The following is a 22,689-nucleotide window of genomic DNA, read 5'->3' as shown; positions in this document are numbered from 1 at the left end:
ACCCATCTGCTGATTCCACCATTACTGCCAGTAATGGCTCAGATACGGCTGGTCGACAAGGCATTCAATTTCCTCTTGATGGCAGTGGAACTTCGGTTTTTCATGCACAAGGTGAAAACAGTCGAATCCATATCTATGCACATCGTGGACCTGCTGTTTGGATGCAAGGCGGAGAAGCCGAGTTCTTAGCTGGAAAAGACGCGACTTTTCGAATGGAAGGTCGGACCCTAGGTGCAAATAATGGAATAATCAGTTCGGTTGCCAGAAGCAATTTTGTGATTGATGAACCACTGTTTTATGACTTCCGAAATAATCGTCCGAATGGCGGACAAGCTTTTTCTAATTCGAACCGTAACAGTACCTTTACGTCTAATCGTGTTGGACTAGCGGTTTGGGAAAAACGCAACGAAGTGAATCTAGATGGTGATCCGGACAATTTCTGGAATCCATTGAGCTATCAACTAGGCAATGTCAATTTTGCACAAATCGTTAGTCCGCAGCCGGGAGAGCCTTTTTCAAATGAGTTCAACAGTACGACTTTTAGGGGCGGGAATGCCTACACGCGATTTTCTGCCAATAATTATCCGCCAATGATCCAGCACTTAGTGACCCCGACCAATGCCGACAAAACCTTTTATGCCAAAGCGGTCGTTCCGTATGAATACACGGGGGCGATTCGCGATGCTTGGGATGATGAGGTCTGGGTAGAAGTTGCTTTGAAGGACGAAGCAGGCAACCAGCTTGAAACGCAATGGCTTTCCTCCAAATCAACTGTCGATGTTTTTGGTGAGGTGCATAATGGTGTGATCGCATGGACGCGGGACGACTTTTTCAAGACAGGTCAACGTTTTGAAGTGCTGCGTGCCCACCGAGGATTAGACCCAACGATGGAGGATGTTGATGATTCGATTTTCATTCATGCAACAGAAGAGAGTATTGCCGCTTTGCCTGATGCCGTCGTCGTGGATGTACGACCACCGACTGGTCTGCAAGTGGCAGAGGATCAGGTCTTTAATGAACGGACGACAACAGTTTCGGGGATCATGGATTTTCATTCTCCGCAAGACGACCAGCCAAAAGAGCGAGTCGCCATTTATGCGAGTACCGCGCAAGGATTGATCCGTGATGCTTCAGGTGACCCATATGTCATTACGCTTGATGCCGAACAAGGCAACTCCGTGCCATGGCAGTATCAATTACCACGTCGCCTTGATCCTGAAGAGGATGTGTATATCGAATTTTACGCGAAAGATTTTGCAAATGATCGTTACGACGATTTCGTAGGAACCTTACCAGATACGACCACGACGGAACCCAATGGTCAGTTGGGGAGCACGAATCCGTCCGCCAGCGATTATGAGGACTATTTAGGGTATCGTGATGCCATTGGCGATGAACGTTTCCCACCAGCGCTCTCCTTTGAAGTCACCAGTATTCGACCTTCTGACCCATCGATTACGTTGCGAGTACCGCAAAGCTTTGATCGTGATGAAGAAGGCAATCCGATTATCACCGTCGGCAATCAATTGATCTTGCGGACGATCGTAGAAAGCAACGATGCGCGAAATTCTGGGAAAGACGATATTGAGAATGCTGTCGTGACACTAGATATCTCGCCGAATTTATTGACGTTCTTAAATGTCGATACGCTCGTGTACCAAGACAATATAGCCTCGTCTAGTCTTTCTGGCGATCGTATCACGATCCACTTAGAACGACCAATCGCACCGGGGGATCGCATGGAATGGAACTTGACTGCTCGAGTGGATGAACAGGCAGCTGCTGGTAATGTTCTGACCCCGGTAACGATCAACGGTAGAGTTTCGGGGAATCAGCCAGAGACGGAAAACATTTTGATAGGGGAAGACAGTCTCACGCTTCAGACCGGCACACGCGCTGTCACTGGTGAGTTGATCAATCTTGCTGTTCATAACAATCAGCTGCAAATTTTTTATTCCAATCTTAGTACCTTTGACGTCTATATGGATGGCACCTTTTATCGAACATACAACGTGCAACAAAGACCCGTAACGGATTCTGTCACCCTTGACATTCCTGTTCATGACATCCGTAATTTGATTTCTGTGCGCTACAAAGATGAAAATGGCGCAGACCGTGTTTCTTATTGGAACAATATCTGGGACTTCATCGATTAAACGTGAACAACCTTTTTTAAAACAAACAGAAGAAGAACAGTCTTTCACTGCTGGATCCGCTTGTTGCTGACCGAATTGCCTTGGTCAACAAGCGGGGAGCTATGTAGGAAAGACTGTTTTTTTGTGGGGAAATGACTGGAGGAAAAGCCGAAAGCAGGGTTTTTGTTCCGCAGGTTTTTTCGTGCTAGACTAAAAAGCAGAAGCACGTGAAGCAACAGCAAAACGAAGGGAACAAAGAAAGGACGTGCCGCAATGGCAACAACAGCCAAAGAAACCAAAGTACATGATGTATTTGAATCGATCGCTTCCCGTTATGATCGAATGAACGGTATTATCTCCTTTCAGCTCCACAAACGGTGGCGCAAGGACACCATGAAACGGATGGCAGTACCAATGGGTGCGGAGATATTAGATTTATGCTGCGGGACCGGGGATTGGGCGTTTGCTTTAAATGAAGCGGTCGGTCCGACGGGGCAAGTGACCGGCGTTGATTTTAGCGAAGAAATGTTAACGGTTGCCAAAGCAAAGGCACAGAAAAAGCAACAAACGCAGATCCAGTGGCAGACCGGCAATGCGATGGCATTAAGTTTTCCAGACGCGCACTTTGATTATGTGACGATCGGGTTCGGGTTGAGAAATGTCGCGGATCGCCAACATGTCTTGGCGGAAATCCATCGGGTGCTGCGCCCAGACGGGAAAATCGTTTGTCTCGAAACATCACAGCCCACACTGATCGGCTGGCGGCAACTGTTTACTTTTTATTTTCACCATGTCATGCCGTTATTTGGCAAATTGTTCGCCAAAAGCTATCAAGAATATTCCTGGCTCCAGGAGTCTGCGCGGGATTTTCCTGACAAGGAGGCATTGAAACGGGAGTTTCAGGCAGCTGGCTTTGATGTGTTGCAAGTCAAAAGCTATGCAGGAGGTGCGGCGGCGATGCATATGGGCGTTAAACCTCAAAGCTAACGGCGTTTTTTTTCGATAGAAGAGCGACGAAATGAAAGAGACCATCAAGCGGATTGATGGTCTCTTTGCGTTGAGCAATTCAGAAAGTCTGTACGAGTTATTTTTTGTTTGGTCGTAAAACGATGTTGGTGTATAACCAGATGGTCACCACGTAATAAATGGCATAGAGAGCAATAAAGATGCCAAAGGGCAGCCATAGATCGTGGTACGGATCGATCATCAATGTTGTGAACATTTGTAATCCGAACAAGACATGGATCATCCCTAAGATACCAGGAACTAGGAAGAGCACACCAATCTCTTTGCGGATCGATCCTTTCAATAAGCTAGTCCGGGTTCCGATTTTTTTCAACATCGTATAGCGTTGAATGTCGCTGTTGGCCCCAGAAAGAATTTTAAACATCAAGCAGCTTGCTAACATCGTCAAGAAGGCGATCCCCAAGAAAAAGCCCATAAATTCAAAACCGGAGAAGAGACCATTATACGTGTCATAGACGAAGACCCGTTGCGAAAAATTCGTATCGGCAGTTTCAGTAGTATTGGTTTCTTGGTTTGTTTGCGCCAATTCATGTAATGCATCGTAACTTGCTTGAAAGTCTTTGACTTGCACCATTCGCAAGCTGGATTCAGGGGCATTGATTGTGTCAAAAGCGGTTTGATCGACAACTTGGATCTCTTTGCCTCGTTGTTCTGGCAAGAGGTAGCTACGCAATTGGTCCTGCGCGGTGATATCTTTGGCTAATTGGTCTCCCGACAGCTTGTTGTAGGTAACGTCGATACTCAACTGATTCGTACTGGTGCTGAGCAAGTTGTTCTTGTTGAATTGATCTTTATTGTAATAAAGGGTGTCGTCTGTTTCCTTCAGACTATAAGTGACATCAAGAGTCGGCTTTAAGGCTGCAACTTTTTCGTCAGAAGCATTTTGGGCATTATTCAAATACAAGTCATAAGGGGCAACGGATTTTGCCATAATTGGGATCTCGTTTTTGAAGCCCAGACCAACAGTCAAGGCACCTAATGCAAGAGCAAAGAGCATGGCTACCATCGATAGCATCTGCGTATAATCACGAATCCGAAAGCTTAGCTGAGACAAGGTGAAATTGTTTAACCTTTTCAAAGCAATGGCATCGGTCCTCTTCAGCAAAGATAAAATCGTGATGATCACGGAACGAAAGACAAGGTAGGTCCCTAAAATAATAGTAACTAGGGCAACACCGATCCCCACTAATTGGAATTTCATCAAGTCGCTCATCATATAATAACCGACTGCTAAAGAACAAATCCCTAAGACAGTTTGCAAAAAGAGCATGAAAGGACGTTGCTTGACTTGCGCCGGAGTGCTGGTTTCTCGTAACAAGGCTAAAATTGATTTCTTGGCAATTGCCCGTGCATTAAAGATAGCAGCGATCAAAAAGAGAATCGAGAAGAATGCAAGTGTCACGACTAATGCTTGTAGATTAAAGGCCGCATAATGGCTGATCTGTAAATTTAATTGGTTCACTAGTAAGGTATTGACACCACTGGCTAATCCAATACCTAGTAAAGAACCAACAGCAGTGGCGGCGATCCCGACCAAGAATGTTTCAATGAAAATCATTTGGGCGATCTTACGTCCTTTGGCTCCTAACATCATAAACATGGCATAGTCTTTTTGCCGCATCGCCATTAAGAAAGAATTGGCGTATAAAATGTAGGCAAAGGTGATGATTCCTAGTAAGACAGAACCAAAGCGAAAGATAAAAACCACCATACTGATGATCGAGTTGCTTTTTAAAAAGGCTTCATTGCTGGCCATTGATTCGAACATATAGAAGATGGCTGAGGCCATGACTAAACCAGAAAAGAGGACGATATAATCCTTCAACCGGCCTTTGATTCCGGTAAGTGATAATTTCCAAAGCATGTGTTCTTCCTCCTTATTGTTCCAAGTTTCCTAGAATGACAAGGATCTTGCGGTAAAATTCTTCCCGGCTTTGATCCTCACGTTTCACTTCTTGATGGATCTTCCCGTCCTTGATAAATAAAATACGTTGGCAATAGCTGGCAGAAAGGGGATCATGAGTGACCAATAAAATCGATACTTGGTCATTGGTATTCAAGTCGTCCATCATATTTAATAAGTCTTTGGCACTTTTTGAATCCAAGGCACCTGTCGGTTCATCCGCAAAAAGAATCGTTGGTTCCGTGATCAAGGCTCGAGCGGCTGCCACCCGTTGTTTTTGCCCACCTGAGATTGCTGCCGGATAGTTGTCGAGGATATGCGTGATAGACAAACGTTCTGCGACTCGTTTGATCCGTTGTTGGATGATCTTTGGTTTGACTCCTTGTAAAGAAAGGGGCACCGCAATGTTTTCAGAAGCTGTTAAGTTTTCTAGGAGATTGAAATCTTGGAAGATGAAGCCAATTTCACGGCTGCGAAAATCTGCCAAGGCATCGCCTTTTAGTTTGGTGATGTCGCTGTTGTTGATGCGGATCGTACCTTTGGTTGGATGATCCAAGGTTGAAAGAATGTTCAACAAGGTAGACTTACCGGAGCCTGAAGCTCCCATGATTCCGATAAATTCACCTTTTTCAATATCAAAGCTGATGCCTTTCAAGGCTTCGGTTTGTTTTTCGTTGGCTTTTCCGTAAACTTTAGTAAGTTCACTTGCTTGAATAATTTTTTCCATGATTAAGTTACGCTCCTTTTAATTGAGTTAGTGCTTTTGCGGGAATGTCTTTTTCTTTGACCTCTTCATAGCTGGTCACGCCTTTTTTCTCATTCCATGTAAGTTTCAAATAGGCTTCTTTACGCAAAGGCCGCTCTTGGAAACCATTGAAATCAAGGGTTTTGCTCTTGCCATTTTCGTCATAAGCCGGTAGTTCATAGTGGTATTGAGTATAGACATTGCCACTGTCATCTTTAGAAGTCGTCTTTTCGCCATCTGTCGTGATTTGGACATAATAGCTGTCGCCCCCCATGATGACTGATTCAGCAATTTGCAATGCACCAAATCCCACAAGCACGACAACTGCTAGTCCAATCAAAAATTTTTTCATAAATAGGTCACCTCGTTTTTTATTATGATGAAAGTATAACGCTAGTTTTCTGAAAAGGAGTGTGAAAAATCTATCAATAAACTTTCAATTTTGTCACGAGGAACGAACAAAAAAACGTTTCTGAATTGTGTGATCCACAAATCAGAAACGTCGTTTGCTTGTTACTCTTCAGTCATATTTTTTGCGAAACAGTTCAACGACTAGTTGTCCCTCATCATACATAATGGCGGCTTCATCGATCATTAATCCCAATAAATAGTAATCTTTTTCTTCATGGATCGTTTGATGACCGCCCAACAGTTCAACGTAATAGTTTTCCAAGGTACTGTCTCTTGGTGTATTGAGCATGTTGATAAAATGTTCTAGATCAGAGGGCTGTTCAGGGAAAGGGCCCTGCACGACTGCTTTGAAACCTTCTGCTTCAAAGGCCATCTCGCTCGTTATCTTTTGACAGTCATGGGACAAAAAGTAGGTGACTACTTCATCGACGATTCGTCGTGCCCGTTCTTTTTCAATCATTTTTTTCGCCGCCTTCTGATTTGTTGGTATTCATCTAACAATGGTACCATTGCCGCCGCGACAAATCCACTGGAAAAACCGTTATTGTATAAGTTCAATCCTCCATGTAAATAAGTGATATTTGTGACCAGTGCTGCATGGACGATGCCTGCTAAGATACCAGCTACAGGACCATAATACCCACTGATCGGAGCTAAACTTGTTCCAAAGATCGCTGTGAGTAATAAGCTGAAGGTGGATACATCAGAAGTCAAACCGACTTTGGTGGCTAAGACCACCCCAATCATCACGGGCAAACTATTTTTCCAATGGTTTCCAAAGGCACTGAAACCAATCACGGTCAATACAGCCCCTAAAAGTGGACCGGAAAGCTCGCCTTGCAGCAGGAAAATAAAGACTAACATCAAGAGCCCCATCATTGCCATGTTCATCATGGTGATTCCTAGTGAAAAAATTGTGACATAATCGGTCATCAGTTTCCCAGAAGTTTTAAAAAGATCCGTTAAACCTTTTATTGATCGTTTATTTAAAAAATAACCAATAAAAAACAAGAAAAAACAAAGGATGAGCAAGAAAGCCGTCAGATAATAGTGATAGTCAGTCGTCAATTGCTTGTTCGAATAGACTTCCATGTCGAATAATCGTAAAAAGCTAGTGAAAAACATAGTGATAATACCGGTGGCAAAGCCAATATTGTACAAAGAAAATCCTTGATGGAATTGTAAAAATTGTGCTGCCAGTGGGGGGAGTGTTAAGCCAATCAAAATGCCGATTCCATAACCTAACGCGATTCCTAGGGGCAAAGGTAAGCCTAAGCCAAATGCTAAGTAACTAATGACGGGTGAGGCAGCACTGCCAAATAAAGCGACAAGTGAGTACTGGGTTGAGGGCCGTTGCTGTATGTAAGAGTATAGATAGACACCCAAGGGAATGGGGATTGAGTTAAAGATGTTTTTTCCAAAAAAAGAAAAGCCGGATATGGTAAAGAAAGCTGCGATCATCGGACCACTAATAATGGTTCCTTGCTTTTTAGCAAGCAGGATACTAATCAAAGTCAATAAGCCGCTATTCAAAAAGGCGCTTCCGAGATTGCCGATTGCAAAATAATCAGAAATCAAATTGCTAGGGGCATTCAAAATAGCCAACGATCCTTGCCACAATGCCTGAGGCGGCGAGGTGAACAAGCCGAGTAGAATCAACACACAGCTGTAAGCCAGAAGCAACCGCTGAGTTAAGAGCTGTGAGATCGGTGCAAAAGGTTTCGATTTCGTTTGTAAGAAAATTCGTTTGTCTGACATAGTTTCACTGAACGCTCCTTTTTTTTCATAGTATCACATCTTTTCTCGTCTAAGAAGGTTTTTTTGACAGTTTCCACAAGGCGTTTTTCGAAAAATATGAGAGAAAAGGAACGTCATAAAAGAAAAACTTAAGAATATTTGAAAAAAAGCAATAGCGATTTATCAATGATTTTCGTCTTATTTTCAATAATTTCATAGATTGATGAAATTATTGACGGAAAGAGTTTTGAGAAAATTGTTATAATTTAGTTAATCTCGTTCAGATTTTCTAATAAAAAAGCCATTTTAAGATAAAAAAACTGTTTGCTTGGTTTTTTTATCAGTGAATCACAAATGAGGGGATTTAATAAGGAGGAAGAGTATGAAGAAAACGAAGTTTGGCATGATTACTTTATTGGCAGCGCTTGTTTTAGGGGCTTGCGGACAAAGTAACGGAGGTGGAACAGGTTCGACAGATACAGGAGAGTCGTCATCAGACGCTGCAGCATCAGATATCAGCACATTACCGTTAGCGGTAGTCAATGATGATGAAGTGATTGAAGGTGGAGTTTTAGACGTTGCTGTAGTAATGGACACCCAGTTCCAAGGATTATTCCAGTGGGAGTTCTATCAGGATGCCTATGACCGTGACTTTATGTTACCAAGTCATGAATATCTATTCTTACAAGATGAGGATTTTAAGATTATTGATGGTGGACCTGCAGACTTAGACTTGGATGTCGAAAACAATAAAGCGACGATCACATTACGTGATGAACTAAAATGGTCGGACGGGGTAGATGTTACAGCCGAAGATGTCATTTTTTCTTATGAAGTCATTGGTCATCAAGACTATGATGGCGTTCGCTACAATAATGACTTTACTAATATTGTTGGAATGGAAGAATACCATAGCGGTGAAGCAGATACGATTTCTGGGATCACAGCAGTTAGCGATAAAGTAGTTGAGATCGAATTTAAGGAAATGCATCCTGGAATGCAGCAATCCGGTGGAGCAATTTGGAACGCGGCATTACCAAAACATACCTTTGAAGGTATTGAAGTAGCAGATATGCCATCCAGTGATCCTGTACGGACAAACCCAATTGGTTTTGGTCCTTACAAGATGACGAATATCGTACCTGGGGAAACCGTAGAGTATGTTCCGAATGAACATTATTATGGGGGAACACCAACATTAGAAAAAATTGTGATGCGTAATGTTCCATCTGCATCGATCAATGAAGCACTAAATGCAAAACAATATGATTTAGTATTGAAAATGCCAACAGATACGTTCGATACGTATCAAGATATGGATGGCTACCAAATGTTAGGACGACCAGAACAATCATACACCTATCTTGGTTTTAATTTAGGAACATGGAATGACGAAACAAATAGTGTTGATTTTGATCCAAACGCAAAAATGGCCAACAAAGCATTGCGTCAAGCAATGGGCTATGCTATCGATAATGATGCGATTGGTGAGCGTTTCTACCATGGCTTGCGTTCAAATGGTACAACATTGATCCCACCGGTTTATGGTAGTTTGCACAGCACTGATGTGGAAGGCTACCACTTAGATATGGATAAAGCAAATCAACTCCTAGATGATGCTGGCTTTATCGATGTTGATGGTGATGGCTTCCGGGAAGATCCAGATGGCAATAAATTAACCATCAATTTTGCTTCAATGTCAGGTGGAGAAGTGGCACAACCACTGGCAGATTACTATGTCCAACAATGGCAAGAAATCGGTTTGGATGTCCAATACTCTACAGGACGTTTGATCGACTTCCAAGCATTCTATGACAAGTTGAAAAATGATGATCCAGATATCGATGTTTTCCAAGCTGCTTGGTCTACTGGATCAGATCCATCACCAACTAGCTTATGGGGACCAAATTCAGCCTTTAACTACACTCGTTACGAGTCTGAACGCAATACAGAATTGTTAGCAGCCATCGATTCAAATGATTCCTTCGACGAAGAAAAACGCAAAGAAGCATTTGATGCATGGCAAGAATATGCATTTGAAGAAGCGTTTGCTATTCCGACATTGTACCGTAACCAAGTTTTGCCGGTCTCTGATCGTGTCGCAAACTTTACGTGGGCATATGATCCAGATCATAATCCATGGGCGACTATCGGAGTGACTTCAGAATCTCGCTAATCGATTTGTTGAATCACTGAAATCAAAAGAGAACAACGCTTTTGTCGTTTTCTGAAAAGCCAGCTCAGTTTACTTCTATAGTTAACCGGAGGGATGAGTTGTGTAAAATCAAATCTGGGTCAGGATAAACCAGATACGTTTTAAGATTTTAGCCCGAAAACCAGTTAGGTCTACGCACCTAACTGGTTTTTTGTGTACAAGTTAGGCTAGCATTTGACTGAAAAACGCCTGTCCTTCAATAAGCAGACAGGCGTTTACGAAAAAGATAAATCATGTTTGTAAGGATATAGGATGATTCAAAGGGAAGAATGTTAAATGGAGATATTCGTCACGGTATGAATCAAGTTTTGCAGGTCATTTTTATGGTTCTGGTAACCGGCTTGTTCGATAACGATTAAGCTGTTTCTTAACACTTCTTTGTTTAATTGAGAAGATTGCAAATAGGAGTAAATTTCTTGATACAAGACTTGATGGATTTTCAAATAAAAATACAGAGGTGTATTAGGCAAGGGATGAGACAAAAGCAGAAACTTGTTAAGCAGATAGGAATCCTTACTTTCACTGGCAAAGGCGCAGCCATTTAAGATCACAACACTTAACAAATTTGCATAAAAGGGATCATTGGCGTAGTGAAGGATTTTTTTGATCCCATGATCTAAGTAATAACTGATGGTTTCTTGGTCAAAAATAAATAACAAATTTGAGAATAAGTTTAACTCAAAGCGCCCCCATGTTTCGATATCAAACAAGTATTGCTTTACCAGTTCAACTTCTTGGGTGTAAGCTCCTCGATTCATCAGAAATGATTCACGGTTGAGCAGCAGCAGGCCTTGGACATACAAAGAATAATAAAAAAAATTTTGTGTCTCAAAGTAGCGTTCCTCAAGGCTAGTCAAGTAGTCGATAGTCAGTGTTCGATCATAGTATCGGGTATAGAAATCTTGCACCAGCTGACGTTTTTGACCTGTGGCTTCGCTGTCGATCAACAGACTGAACTCATGAACCGTGATATTCATTTTGTCTAAGTAGTCAAACAAGGTTTGTGAAGAGAGATTTGTTTTGCGATTTTCGAAAGAAGAAAGGGTGGTGCGAGAGGAAATACCTTCGGCAAGCTTGGCTTGCGAGATTTTGCGATCTGTGCGCAGTTTTTTGATTAAAGAGCCTTGCTGTTTCATGGGGGACCTCCTTAATTGTGACGCATTTCTGAACAATGTGATTTTAATAACATGTTATCAAATATAATAGGGTATAGCAAATAATAAAGGAGGTCGTTTTTCATGGAATTTGAACCATTTGGTCCTTGGGAAATCAACCCATTTAAAAACTAGTACAGGCTTTCATTTAGAAACTTGTCATTGAAGGATCAGTGACAGATTGATAAATGAAATTTAGTTTACGTCCTGCTTTTTTCGCGGCGAACTGCGAACATTCTAAGCAGGAAAGAGAAGATCTTGAAGAATCGAAAGGTTATTTGGTTGATTCCCCCACTCAAAGAGACCTTTTCGTTTGTGGAAGTCATGAAACGCATGAATCGCGCAAGGTGGTCAGTCCCGTTGAATGTCTGTCATGCACCAGACCTTCCCCAATTTTCTGATTCTTTGTGATTGATCGTCTTTCAAGCATCATACTTCCAGCTATGACCGTAATGCACGAAGATTACGGTTTTTTGTGGTCTTATTGTGCTACACAGTAAACCTTGTATTTCAAGTGAACTAAAAGACCAAAGCTAGAAAAGAAATTCAGTGAGAAAGATAGTGAAAAAAAGTCAAAAACAAAAAAGAAAAACGTTTGCAAAAAAAGTGTTGACATTTTTTCTCAGAATGAGTACTATTATCTCAACGGAACACGAGAGTGTTCTCATTACTGGATTCGTTACTGTTCGGCAGGCAAGACCAGAGGAAAAAAGTGCATTGATTACCCAAAGTTTCTTGGGTTGTACACTTTTTTGCTTTGGTCTTCTTTTTTTGCTCCATTATTTCTATTCGCTAAAAAAGAACCGGTTCCAAGGTAAGGTCCAGTCATTGATCATCAAAGGAGGGGAGAAGTAAAACGCAATGAAGTGCCAGCTAGGTTTGACGATATCCTGCAGTACTGCCTGGAGCAGACATTTACCTCGTCACTTAATGGCAAGTCAGAGAAAGAAAAAAATACAAGACCTTCTGCATAGACGTCAAACGATGCAAAGCTGTGTATGCGCTATGCTGATCAAGGAGGATCGTTCGTGAAGATTATCAAGAGGATCAACAACAATGTTGTACTTTCAAAAGAAGATGAAGTTGAAGTGATCCTAATGGGAAAAGGGATCGGCTTTCAAACGAAACCGGGTGACCTGATTCCGGCTGAGCGAATCGAAAAAAAATACTACCCAGAAGATGACTTGACAGTGGAACATATGTCGAAAGTCATGACGAAGGCTGACGAGAAACAAATGGCCGTCATTTATGAAATCGTGCGTCTTTTTCGGGAAAGTGTTGGAACCGATTTCAATCCAAACGTTTATTTCACACTGATGGATCATATCTTGTTTGCCATCAGTCGTCAAAAGCAAGAAATTGTTTTGACCAATCCCATGCATTGGGAAATCAAGAAAATCTATGCCAAGGAATATGCGGTCAGTGTCCAAGCGGTCGAGTTGATCCGCAAAGAGCTGTATCCCGATTTTTCGCAAGAAGAAGCTGCGTTTATCACTTTGCATTTCGTCAATGCGCAAATTGAAAAAAGCGCCAATCAAAGTGCCTATGAGCACACCGAGTTGACCAACAATATTTTACGGATCGTTAAGTATAGCATGAACATCGAGTACGATGAGAATTCTTCCTACTTCCAACGGTTTGTGACCCACATTCGCTATTATTTAATTCGACAAAGTCAAGAAAAAGAAGAGCCAGTATTGGCTAATCCGATGATTGCCTTGGCTTTCAGCAGCTATCCGAAAGAAAAAGAAACCGCAGATTCGATCAAAGAATACTTATTTGAACAAAAGGGCTGGCATGTCAACGATATGGAATTGATGTATTTGATTCTGCATATCGGTAACTTAGCCGCTCACTCAAAATTAACCTAAGAATGGAAATGGATTCGTTACAGTTCGGCTGGCAAGACCTGCACTTTCTTACAATACTCGTTGAGGAGACCCGTCTCGTTTTTTATGGGTGATACTCCTGCTTGTTTATTGTAGAAATGGCCGGTCTTTTTATTTTTATTAAATGATCTATTAAAAAGGAGAAATCAAAATGGCAAAATATACTGAATTAGCACAAGACATTTTGGCCCATGTTGGCGGCAAAGAAAATGTCTCTTCTGTAAAACACTGTGTGACTCGCTTACGTTTCCACTTAAAAGACGAAAGCAAAGCAGACACAGATTATTTGCAAAAACGTGACGGTGTCGTGACCGTTGTCAAAGCAGGCGGACAATACCAAGTGGTTATCGGTAATCATGTGCCAGATGTTTACGATGAAGTGCTGAAAGTCGGCGGATTAGCCGATGGCGGCAGTCTTGATATCGACGAAGGCGACGAAAAGAAAGGCAGTTTGTTTGACCGCTTTATCGATGTCATCTCAAGCTTGTTTCAACCGTTCTTAGGTCCATTAGCGGCAGCCGGTATTTTAAAAGGGATCACGGCGCTACTTGCAGCAACTGGGATGGAAGCGACCAATGGAATCTATGTAGTAATGAATACCCTAGGCGATGGTTTGTTCCAATACTTACCTATGATCTTAGCCGTAACTGCTGCAAAGAAATTCAAGATGAATACCTATACAGCATTAGCGATTGCAGGTGCGATGGTCTATCCTGGTTTAGCAGAAAGCGTTGCTGAAGCGAGCAAAGTCTTTGGTCTAACCTTGACCTTACCAGCAGGTGGCTACTTTAATAGCGTACTGCCGATTATTTTAGCGATTTTTGTCGCTTCGAAAATTGAACAGTTTATGCGCAAAGTTACACCTGATGTAGTCAAAATGTTTGTGGTTCCTTTTGTAACGATTTTGATCACTGTGCCGTTGACCTTCTTTGTGGTAGGTCCAGTCGCAAATACAGCATCTAGCTGGATCGGTATTGCTTTCCAAGCGGTTTATGATTTCAGCCCAATCATTTATGGATTTGCTTTAGGGGCATTATGGCAAGTATTGGTAATGTTTGGTCTTCACTGGGGTCTTGTGCCATTGGCGATCATGGATATGGCGCAAAACGGCTCTTCGATTATTTTGACCGCCGCAGTGCTACCATGTTTCACGCAAACGGGTGTGCTAGCAGCGATTTGGTTGAAAACGAAAGAACCAAAAGTCAAACAAGGCGCAATGCCAGCATTGATCTCATCGATCTTCGGTGTGACTGAACCTGCGATCTACGGTTACACTTTGCCAATGAAAACACCATTTATCGTTTCTTGTTTAGTTTCAGGTTTCGTTGGTATCTACTTGTCAATCTTTAACGTCACTGGTTACGCAATGGGCGGTATGGGCATCTTCTTGTATCCTGCATATATCGATCCAGCAACAGGCAGCTTCCATAGCGTGATCCACTTAGCCATCGGTACAGTTATTGCAATCGTAGCGTCATTTATCATCATGATGTTATTGAAAGTACCAACTTTGTATACAACTGTTGATTCACCAGTCGACGGTCAAGCAACACCAGCAGCACCAGCACCAGAAGTAAAAACCGTTTCTGCCAGCGTCAAAGATGAAACAGTCAAAAGTCCAGTAACCGGTCAAGTGGTTGCTTTAGCAGATGTGGAAGACAAAGTCTTTTCTTCAGGTGCTATGGGAAAAGGGATCGCCGTTGAACCAGCGATCGGTGAAATCACTGCTCCAGCAGATGCAGAAGTCAAAATCTTGTTTCCAACAAAACATGCCATCGGCTTAGTCACTGAGGATGGGACAGAATTATTGATCCACATCGGCATGAATACGGTGGAACTTGAAGGCAATCACTTTACTGCCTACATCAACCAAGGAGACAAAGTCAAAGCCGGTCAAAAATTGATCTCATTTGATACTGAAGCGATTCGTGCGGAAGGCTATTCCTTACTGACACCAGTCATCGTCACAAACTCTAACGACTACAGTGACATCCAAACGACACAGTCAAAAGAAGTAACAGCGAACGACAATTTGATCGAAGTCGTAAAATAAATGCGTTTATCGGCACGTCGTAGGATCAGTAAGAATGCTTTCTTGCTGATCCGCTGTGTCGATAAATAAAGAAAAAGAAAGTAGGCTAATCATGACAGAAAAACAATTTCCAGAAGGCTTTTTATGGGGCGGCGCCACTGCAGCCAACCAATTTGAAGGAGCATGGAACGAAGGCGGACGTGGCCCAGCGACATCCGATACGGCGATCGCTGTCAAACCAGAAGACCGCAAAAACATGGCAGAATTTGCTGCACCAATGACTCGGGAAAAAGTCTTGTTTGCCTTAAATGACAAAGAAGGCTTGTATCCAAAACGTTGGGGATCAGATTTCTATCATCGTTACAAAGAAGATATCGCCTTGTACGCAGAGATGGGCTTTAAAACGTTCCGTCTGTCCATCGCTTGGTCAAGAATTTTTCCAAATGGTGACGATGTTCAGCCAAATGAAGAAGGTTTGCAATTTTATGACAACGTGTTTGATGAGTGTGCAAAATACGGGATCGAACCCTTAGTGACCCTCTCTCACTACGAAACACCTATCGGGATCGCGTTAAACTATGGCGGCTGGAAAAATCGCCAAGTGATCGATTTGTTCGTCAAATACGCAGAAACTGTGTTGACCCGCTACAAAGACAAAGTCAAATATTGGTTGACCTTCAATGAAATCAATATCATGGGGATCTCTGGCTATGTTGGCGGTGCCTTGTTATCTGAAGATGGCACGCAAAATCTTTCTGACATGTATCAAGCTGTGCATCATCAATTTGTGGCTTCTAGTTTAGCAACAAAATTTGCCCACGAAATCAATCCTGATATCAAAGTAGGGATGATGTTGGCACGGATGCAAGCCTACCCAGCTACACCAAATCCAGCAGATGTGATGGAAGAAATCAAGCGTGACCACGAGAATCTCTTCTTCTCTGATGTCCAAGTTCGTGGGAAGTATCCAGCGTATACGAAGCGCTTCTTTAAAGAAAACGGCATCGAAGTGACCTTCGAAGATGGCGATTTAGACATTCTTGCGCAATACCCTGTCGACTTCATGTCCTTTTCTTACTACATGAGTTCTATTGCCCGCCACAATCCTGAAGAAGGCGGCGAAGCAACGGCCGGCAACTTTTCTTTAGGCGAATCAAACCCTTACTTGGAAGCCTCTGAATGGGGGTGGCAAATCGATCCAATCGGCTTGCGTGTGACTTTGAATAACTTGTACGACCGCTACCAAGTACCATTGTTTATCGTTGAAAACGGCTTAGGTGCCTTGGATACGGTGGAAGAGGATGGTTCGATCCATGACAGCTATCGAATCGATTATTTGAAGGCGCATATCGAACAAATGTATGAAGCGATCGAAGATGGTGTGGAATTGATGGGCTATACGCCTTGGGGTTGTACCGACTTAGTTTCGGCTTCAACGTCAGAAATGTCGAAACGCTACGGCTTTGTCTATGTAGACGCGGATGATGAAGGAAACGGTAGCTTTGACCGTTCCCGTAAAGATAGTTTTTACTGGTACAAAGAAGTCATTGCTACCAATGGCGGTAGTTTGTTACAGGATTAAAAATAAACCAAAGCGGCTCTCAAAAAAGAGAGCCGCTTTTTTGTTGTGCTCAGTAAAAAAAGAAGAGAAAGGGGGTTAGCAGCTGCCATGCTAGAAAGATCAATGAAACAGTCAACGCCCATTTTTTCATTTTGGGCTTAGGCACAAGGGATTCGGGCATCAAATAGACGAGAGAGAATACTGTAAGAAAAAACAGCAGGGTCAGTGGTTGGACGACAAAGGTCAGCCAGTTCATAGGGTAAGCTCCTTTTATGAGGATAGATGATTTGTTCTTTTGTGTTATTATTTTGCAAATTCATTATATATTTAGTTCGTTAAAAAGGCAAGGAGCTCATGGAATAACGATCGTGTGCAGGAAGGGGGGAGAAAAACGAGTGGCACATCCTTGTATTTTGATTCGAATCTTTCTAGAGTAACACAGTAAGCTTGAGGTTAGAATCAGAACTAGCAATAAAAAAGCCCCTTTTCAGGGGAGGGGAGTTCTTTAAAAAGATAGGAAGAAACCCGTGTATTTGATGAAGCTATTGGTCCTTAGTTACTGGGGACCTGACTAATTTACGTGGAAAACCCGCCACTGTCATTCACCGTTTTCTGATCCTCAAGTAGAAAATAAAACAAAGAAGACTAGCCGAAATCAAGAAACCCATAAAATAGAAAGTTAGCTGCATGTCAGGCATCGTATAGGAATACTCTAAAATCTTACAAACAAAGATCACTAAAGAAACCGTGATGGATAAGGAAACCCATGTGAAACGCGGCAATCGTTTCGTTACGATGATCAATCCTAACGAAAAAAAGATGACTGGTACCCAAAAGATCAAGCGAGCAAGTTGGATCATTTTATCTCTCCTCATTCAAATTGATTTGAGTAAAAGGATAGCTTACAACGTTTGTTATTAAAAATAATAACCATTGTTTCTGAGCATTTTTTCGGAAATTGTGTCTTTAACTTAAAGCATGAGCGTAATGTTTCTCTTTAAATTCTTTTGGTGTTTGCCCGGTAACGGCTTTGAAATTGCGGATAAAATGGCTTTGATTGGCGAATGCCAACTGGGTGCTGATTTTTTCGTAGGAAAAATCTGTGAACAGCAATAGATGCTTGGCTTCGCTGATCTTTCGTTCCTGAATGTAGCTGTGGATCGTTTTGTTCATTTCTTTTTTGAACTGATTACATAGATGGGTCTTATGTTTTTGAGTGATGGCTGCGAGATCATCAATGGTCACTTTTTCATAGAGATGGCTGTCGACATAATTAACAATCGTCTTGACCAACAGTGATTTTTGCGCCAGCGGATAGCTATGCAGAAGCTCCATAAAGCGGTAGGTGGCTTCTTTGATATAGCGGAGGCACTCCTCGGCAGAATGAATATAAACCAGACCTTGGATCAATGAATCAGATAAGCCGAATGCTTGGTTGACTGGTACTCCTTCATCAATGCTCATGCGGGTCACGACAGCGACAAAGGCCGAAAACTTTAGTTTTAAGCCTTCCAGTTCATGAGGGGAAAGGGAAACACTGTAGGTCTCTTTCATTTTGTTAAATACCCAGACTACTTTTTCCGGCTCGTTTCGTTTGATGTAGTCAAGATAGCGCAATTCAAAATGATAGGAATCAAAGGTAGCTTCATGCACACGGCGTTCATAAAGATTGGTTTCCAAGCTAAGATCTGTTTGCATGGATCGGTCGTGGGATTCAGTTTGGTAATGCCAATGGATTTGGTCTTTTGCCAACGGCTGCTCCGCAAACAGCGTATAAAGTAGCTGGATGTATTCTTCAAAGGAGTATTTGTCTTCTTTGGAATAGTGCACATTGTAGTGGTATTCATGTTCAAGAAATAGGTAAGACGTATCTGGTGTACCAATCACTCCACAGGGTCCGATGACCATATAACAGGTTTTTCCAGCTAACTGAAACGCAAAACAACCAAGCATATATTTGCCGAAATGATAGAGATTTGCAACTGGGCCGTTCGTTTCTTCCAAATAGTGTTTCAGAGGATTCTTGGCTGTTAAGGTGAGTGGGGGATACAGCGGAGTCCCTTCTTGATCCAAGAGAATCATCGGGATCAAATATTTGCGATAAAGCAGATCCATGGCGGTCGTAAGTGTTGTTTTGTTCATGAGACACCTCAAAGTCCAAACATTGTTTTTTCTTTTAGTATAACGTAAATTTTTTAGCATTCAATAAACAATTTATTATAAACACTAGTTTTTTAGTATATCTAAGGAAGGATTCTTTCTATAATTCAGATAAATAAAACGGTTACAGGAAGGAGTAAACATGGATAGTAAAAAATTGAAAGAATTGTTTCAGCAATTGACGCCAGAAGAAAAAATCGCTCAGACGATTCAATTGAATGGCAGTTTAGTCATTGAAAATGAGGTGATGACTACTGGCCCGATGCAAGATTTAGGGCTTCCACCAAATTTGAAGATTCACGAGATTGGTTCGATTTATAATGTGAACGATTACCAAAAATTGATGCAGTTACAGAGGGAAACGTTAGCACACAGCCGACTAAAGATTCCTATGCTGTTTATGTCGGACGTCATCTACGGGTTTCGAACGATTTTTCCGATTCCCCTTGCCCAAGCAGGTTCCTACGATTTTAATTTGATCGGGCAAGCCGCTGAGATGACCGCCAAAGAATGTTACCAAAATGGCCTTCATGTGATCTTTTCACCCATGCTGGATCTTGTTCGCGATCCTCGCTGGGGCAGAGTGATGGAGTCGCCAGGAGAGGATGTGTATACGGCAAAACGTTTTGCTAAAAGCGTCGTGACCGGCTACCAAGGCAATCTTGATCAAGGAGTGGCAGAAAATCACGTTGCTGCTTGCATCAAACATTTTGCTGGTTATGGTGCACCCGAAGCGGGCAGAGAATACAATACGGTCGATATGTCCAATCAGCGCTTATTCAATGAATATTTGCAACCCTATCAAGCGGCGATCGAAGCCCAAGCACTGCTAGTGATGACGGCCTTCAACATATTGAATGGTGAACCTGCAACGGGTAGCCGCTGGTTGAACCGAGAGATTTTGCGCGAACGTTTCGGTTTTGATGGGGTACTGGTCTCCGATCATGCCGCCATCAAAGAATTGGTCCCCCACGGTTTTGTCAAAGATGAACGGGAGGCCGCTCAGAAAGGTTTGGAAGCGGGCGTTGATTTTGATATGATGACATCGGTCTATGCGACGCACTTGCCAGAACTGATTAAACAACCCGAATTAGCCGCGTTGCTGGATGAAGCAGTCTGGCGAATTCTCGTACTAAAAAATCAATTAGGTTTGTTTGAGGAACCCTATCGAGGGTTGAAAACGCAACAAACTGGAGAGGTTTTGTCGGATAAAGCCAAAGAGCTAGCCGTTAAGCTAGTAGAAAAAAGCTGTGTGCTGTTAAAAAATGAGGGCAGCTTACCTTTGAAAAAGGACCAAACCGTCGCTGTGATCGGTCCTTATGGAGAAAGCCGGTTGACCTTAGGTTTTTGGGCGTCAGTCAGCGGCAAGCCACAAGACACGATTCCTTTAAAAACCGGTTTGCTGCAGCATTTCGCACCCGAAAACTTGATCTTTGCTCGTGGATACAATCTATTCGACTCGTATGAGAAATTTGGTCCTTTAAAAGCCGGGATCGAACAGCTGAATGGACCGATCGAACCAGAAGATCAGTTGCTTTTGGAAGCCATGGAAGCCGCCGAAGCCGCCGAAGTTATCGTCTTGACTTTTGGAGAGCAGTTTTTGGAGAGCGGCGAAGGGGCATCAAAAGCTCATTTGCAGCTGCCATTGAAACAAATTCGTTTGATCCAAGCGTTGAAAAAAACTGGCAAGCCTTTGATTGGCGTGCTTTATACTGGCAGACCGTTAGTCTTAACACAAGTGGAAGCATTATTTGATAGTCTGTTGCTCGTATGGTATCCAGGAACGATGGGCGGGATCGGGATCGCCAATCTGTTGAGTGGGCAGGCTTCTCCGACGGCAAAACTGGCGATGACCTTTCCTCGGAGTGAAGGACAGATCCCACTATACAGTGCCCAACTGCCAACGGGCAGACCTTTGACAGATAGTGAGCATTCTGATCGCTTTTTGTCAAAATACCGCGATGAATCAAATGAACCCTTATTCGCATTCGGAACAGGTCTTAGTTACAGTTCGTTTACTGGTGAATGGCTTGGTAGTGAAGTATCTAGCGAGACAATCCATTTGGCTTATCGAGTGAAAAACCAATCGGCAATAGCTGCAGAAACCGTCATCCAAATTTATCTCATGCAGCGCCCAGCGGCAATGGTTCGTCCAAGTCGCCAATTAATTGCGAGTGACCTCATCTCATTCGCGCCCCAAGAAGAAAAAGAGCGCAGATTGTCACTGCCGTTGTCAGAACTTGTTTTCTATGACAATCAAGGGAAGAAACACATAACCAAAGGTACTTATCGATTCCTAATGCGGATCGATCAAAAAGAAACGATGCTTAGTGTAACGATCTAAACTAAAGGAGTGAGAAAGAATGGAAAAATTAGAAGCATTTTTAAGTAGCAAACTATTACCAATGTCACAAAAATTACAACAAAACAAAGTATTGGCCGCTTTGATGGAGGGTTTTATTCGAACAAGTCCCATCACTTTAGGAATTGCGTTTATCACGATCATTGGAAATTTTCCGATTCCTGGTTGGACGGACTATTTGACGAAAATTGGCATCTTCCAGCATGTTGAAGCGATCACCAACGGAGCAACTGGCGTTTTTGCCTTGTATGTTGTATACAGTTTGGCGTATTCTTACGCAAAACAATTAGGAAGCAATGAACGCAATTCAGCGATTATTTCTTTAGCTAGTTTCATTATGTTGATGCCACAAACCGTCGCAACAACTGTCATGCAAGATGGCCAAGCAGTGGAACAAACGATTGGTGCCTTGAAGCTTGATTTCTTAGGCGGGCAAGGACTGTTTATCGGCATGCTGACCGCTTTGTTGGTCACTCGCTTTTATGCTTTCTTATCGAGAAAAAACATTATGATCAAGCTACCGGATAGTGTTCCCCCAATGGTAACCCAATCTTTAGCACCAGTGTTTGTGGTCACGATCATTTTTGCAGTCGTCTTTGTCTTACGTGTCTTATTTGGGTTTACTTCATCCGGTTCGATTTTCCAATTCTTTATCGATGTGATCAATGCGCCGTTGAACTCCTTAGTTGCCAGCCCGCTATCGATCATCATCATTATGGAATTATTAGCTGTTTTATGGTTTTTCGGAATTCATAATGCAGTTTTACAAGGACCACTCGGGGCGATTAGTATGACCATGGTCGTTTCAAATATTGCCGCTTACCAACAAGGACAAGCGCTGCCTTATCTGATTCCTTCAGTGATTTATATGGGCATGTATGCTGCTGGCTTCATGGGCTTTGTGACCTTCTTTATGATCCGCAGCAAATCGGCAAAAATGAAACAATTAGGAAAATTGTCGTTTATCCCGTCGATCTTTAACATCACAGAGCCAATCATGTTCGGGATGCCGATTATTTTGAATCCGTTGTTCTTTATTCCGCAAGTCTTTACACAATTGATCGCTGGCTTTGTGACCTGGGGATTGGCAACAACGATCCTCCCAATCAGCTTGAATCCAACCATGAGTCTATTGCCATGGACCACACCGACTTTTATCAAAATGCCCTTTTCAGGAGGACTTAACTACACGATCTTAATGATCATCTGTATGCTGATCGGTATTGTTATGTGGTATCCGTTTCTAAAAATTGCGGATAAAAAAGAGTACGAATTAGAAATGGCTGCTGAAAAAAAGCAAGCAAGTGAAGCAGCAAAAATGACAGAAAAAGTCGTGGAAGAAATTCAAGCGTAAACAAA

Annotated in this window: 17 protein-coding genes; 8 read left to right on the top strand and 9 right to left on the bottom strand. The window is 42.5% G+C overall.

What is annotated here, in order from left to right:
* Positions 1-161 precede the first annotated feature (161 nt).
* Together CXM95_RS19000 and CXM95_RS11425 are read left to right on the top strand one after the other, a co-directional pair.
* Entirely contained in the window at positions 162-2,156 is a 1,995-nt protein-coding gene (locus CXM95_RS19000; RefSeq protein WP_233499043.1) for a hypothetical protein, read from the top strand.
* A 252-nt stretch (positions 2,157-2,408) separates the two neighbouring features.
* Entirely contained in the window at positions 2,409-3,122 is a 714-nt protein-coding gene (locus tag CXM95_RS11425; RefSeq protein ID WP_086373095.1) for a demethylmenaquinone methyltransferase, read from the top strand.
* A gap of 97 nt (positions 3,123-3,219) precedes the next feature.
* Here CXM95_RS11425 and CXM95_RS11420 read toward each other — a convergent pair whose 3' ends face one another.
* The 5 genes from CXM95_RS11420 to CXM95_RS11400 form a co-directional block, all read right to left on the bottom strand.
* The gene (locus tag CXM95_RS11420; protein WP_005235129.1) at positions 3,220-5,025 is read right to left on the bottom strand and encodes an ABC transporter permease; all 1,806 of its coding nucleotides are present in this window, start codon (positions 5,023-5,025) and stop codon (positions 3,220-3,222) included.
* A gap of 13 nt (positions 5,026-5,038) precedes the next feature.
* The gene (locus CXM95_RS11415) at positions 5,039-5,791 is read right to left on the bottom strand and encodes an ABC transporter ATP-binding protein (protein WP_005235131.1); all 753 of its coding nucleotides are present in this window, start codon (positions 5,789-5,791) and stop codon (positions 5,039-5,041) included.
* Positions 5,792-5,798: 7 nt separating this feature from the next.
* Entirely contained in the window at positions 5,799-6,161 is a 363-nt protein-coding gene (locus CXM95_RS11410) for a YxeA family protein (protein WP_005235132.1), read from the bottom strand.
* Between the two features lie 168 nt (positions 6,162-6,329).
* Entirely contained in the window at positions 6,330-6,680 is a 351-nt protein-coding gene (locus CXM95_RS11405) for a hypothetical protein (protein ID WP_008378669.1), read from the bottom strand.
* Positions 6,677-7,978, bottom strand: coding sequence for a DUF1576 domain-containing protein (locus CXM95_RS11400; protein ID WP_005235137.1), 1,302 nt, complete (start codon positions 7,976-7,978; stop codon positions 6,677-6,679). The genes CXM95_RS11405 and CXM95_RS11400 overlap by 4 nt, the downstream gene beginning before the upstream one ends.
* Positions 7,979-8,339: 361 nt before the next feature.
* Here CXM95_RS11400 and CXM95_RS11395 point away from each other — a divergent pair, with 361 nt between their 5' ends.
* Entirely contained in the window at positions 8,340-10,133 is a 1,794-nt protein-coding gene (locus CXM95_RS11395) for an oligopeptide ABC transporter substrate-binding protein (protein WP_016613448.1), read from the top strand.
* A gap of 311 nt (positions 10,134-10,444) precedes the next feature.
* Here the strand turns inward: CXM95_RS11395 and CXM95_RS11390 are convergent, their stop codons facing one another.
* Positions 10,445-11,308 carry a helix-turn-helix domain-containing protein gene (locus CXM95_RS11390; RefSeq protein ID WP_016613447.1) on the bottom strand — a complete coding sequence of 288 codons (864 nt, stop codon included), beginning with the start codon at positions 11,306-11,308 and terminating at the stop codon, positions 10,445-10,447.
* A gap of 1,046 nt (positions 11,309-12,354) precedes the next feature.
* Here CXM95_RS11390 and CXM95_RS11375 point away from each other — a divergent pair.
* The 3 genes from CXM95_RS11375 to CXM95_RS11365 all read left to right on the top strand — a co-directional run bounded on the left by CXM95_RS11375 (position 12,355) and on the right by CXM95_RS11365 (position 16,829).
* Positions 12,355-13,197, top strand: coding sequence for a PRD domain-containing protein (locus CXM95_RS11375; protein WP_008378663.1), 843 nt, complete (start codon positions 12,355-12,357; stop codon positions 13,195-13,197).
* A 169-nt stretch (positions 13,198-13,366) separates the two neighbouring features.
* The gene (locus CXM95_RS11370; RefSeq protein WP_016613444.1) at positions 13,367-15,268 is read left to right on the top strand and encodes a beta-glucoside-specific PTS transporter subunit IIABC; all 1,902 of its coding nucleotides are present in this window, start codon (positions 13,367-13,369) and stop codon (positions 15,266-15,268) included.
* 91 nt (positions 15,269-15,359) lie between these two features.
* Complete coding sequence (locus CXM95_RS11365) at positions 15,360-16,829, top strand: glycoside hydrolase family 1 protein (protein WP_101699177.1); 1,470 nt, start codon at positions 15,360-15,362, stop codon at positions 16,827-16,829.
* Positions 16,830-16,878: 49 nt separating this feature from the next.
* On the opposite strand, the gene CXM95_RS11360 is transcribed toward CXM95_RS11365, so the two are convergent.
* From CXM95_RS11360 to CXM95_RS11350, 3 genes are all read right to left on the bottom strand, one after another.
* Positions 16,879-17,064, bottom strand: a complete 186-nt coding sequence (locus tag CXM95_RS11360; protein ID WP_008378656.1) for a hypothetical protein — start codon at positions 17,062-17,064, stop codon at positions 16,879-16,881.
* A 346-nt stretch (positions 17,065-17,410) separates the two neighbouring features.
* A complete protein-coding gene (locus CXM95_RS11355; RefSeq protein WP_005235163.1) occupies positions 17,411-17,668 on the bottom strand; it encodes a hypothetical protein in 258 nt (85 codons plus the stop codon).
* A 106-nt stretch (positions 17,669-17,774) separates the two neighbouring features.
* Entirely contained in the window at positions 17,775-18,950 is a 1,176-nt protein-coding gene (locus CXM95_RS11350) for a helix-turn-helix transcriptional regulator (RefSeq protein ID WP_008378650.1), read from the bottom strand.
* A gap of 160 nt (positions 18,951-19,110) precedes the next feature.
* Here CXM95_RS11350 and CXM95_RS11345 point away from each other — a divergent pair, with 160 nt between their 5' ends.
* Both CXM95_RS11345 and CXM95_RS11340 read left to right on the top strand, forming a co-directional pair.
* On the top strand, positions 19,111-21,312 hold the full coding sequence (locus CXM95_RS11345; RefSeq protein WP_101699176.1) for a glycoside hydrolase family 3 N-terminal domain-containing protein: 2,202 nt from the start codon (positions 19,111-19,113) through the stop codon (positions 21,310-21,312).
* Positions 21,313-21,331: 19 nt separating this feature from the next.
* A complete protein-coding gene (locus CXM95_RS11340) occupies positions 21,332-22,684 on the top strand; it encodes a PTS sugar transporter subunit IIC (protein WP_016613439.1) in 1,353 nt (450 codons plus the stop codon).
* Positions 22,685-22,689: the final 5 nt, after the last annotated feature.

Origin of the sequence: Enterococcus sp. CR-Ec1, assembly GCF_002850555.1 — a bacterium.
GTDB lineage: Bacteria > Bacillota > Bacilli > Lactobacillales > Enterococcaceae > Enterococcus_D > Enterococcus_D entomosocium.
Note: the sequence above shows the minus strand (reverse complement) of the source record. Positions and strands in the feature narration are given on the sequence as shown.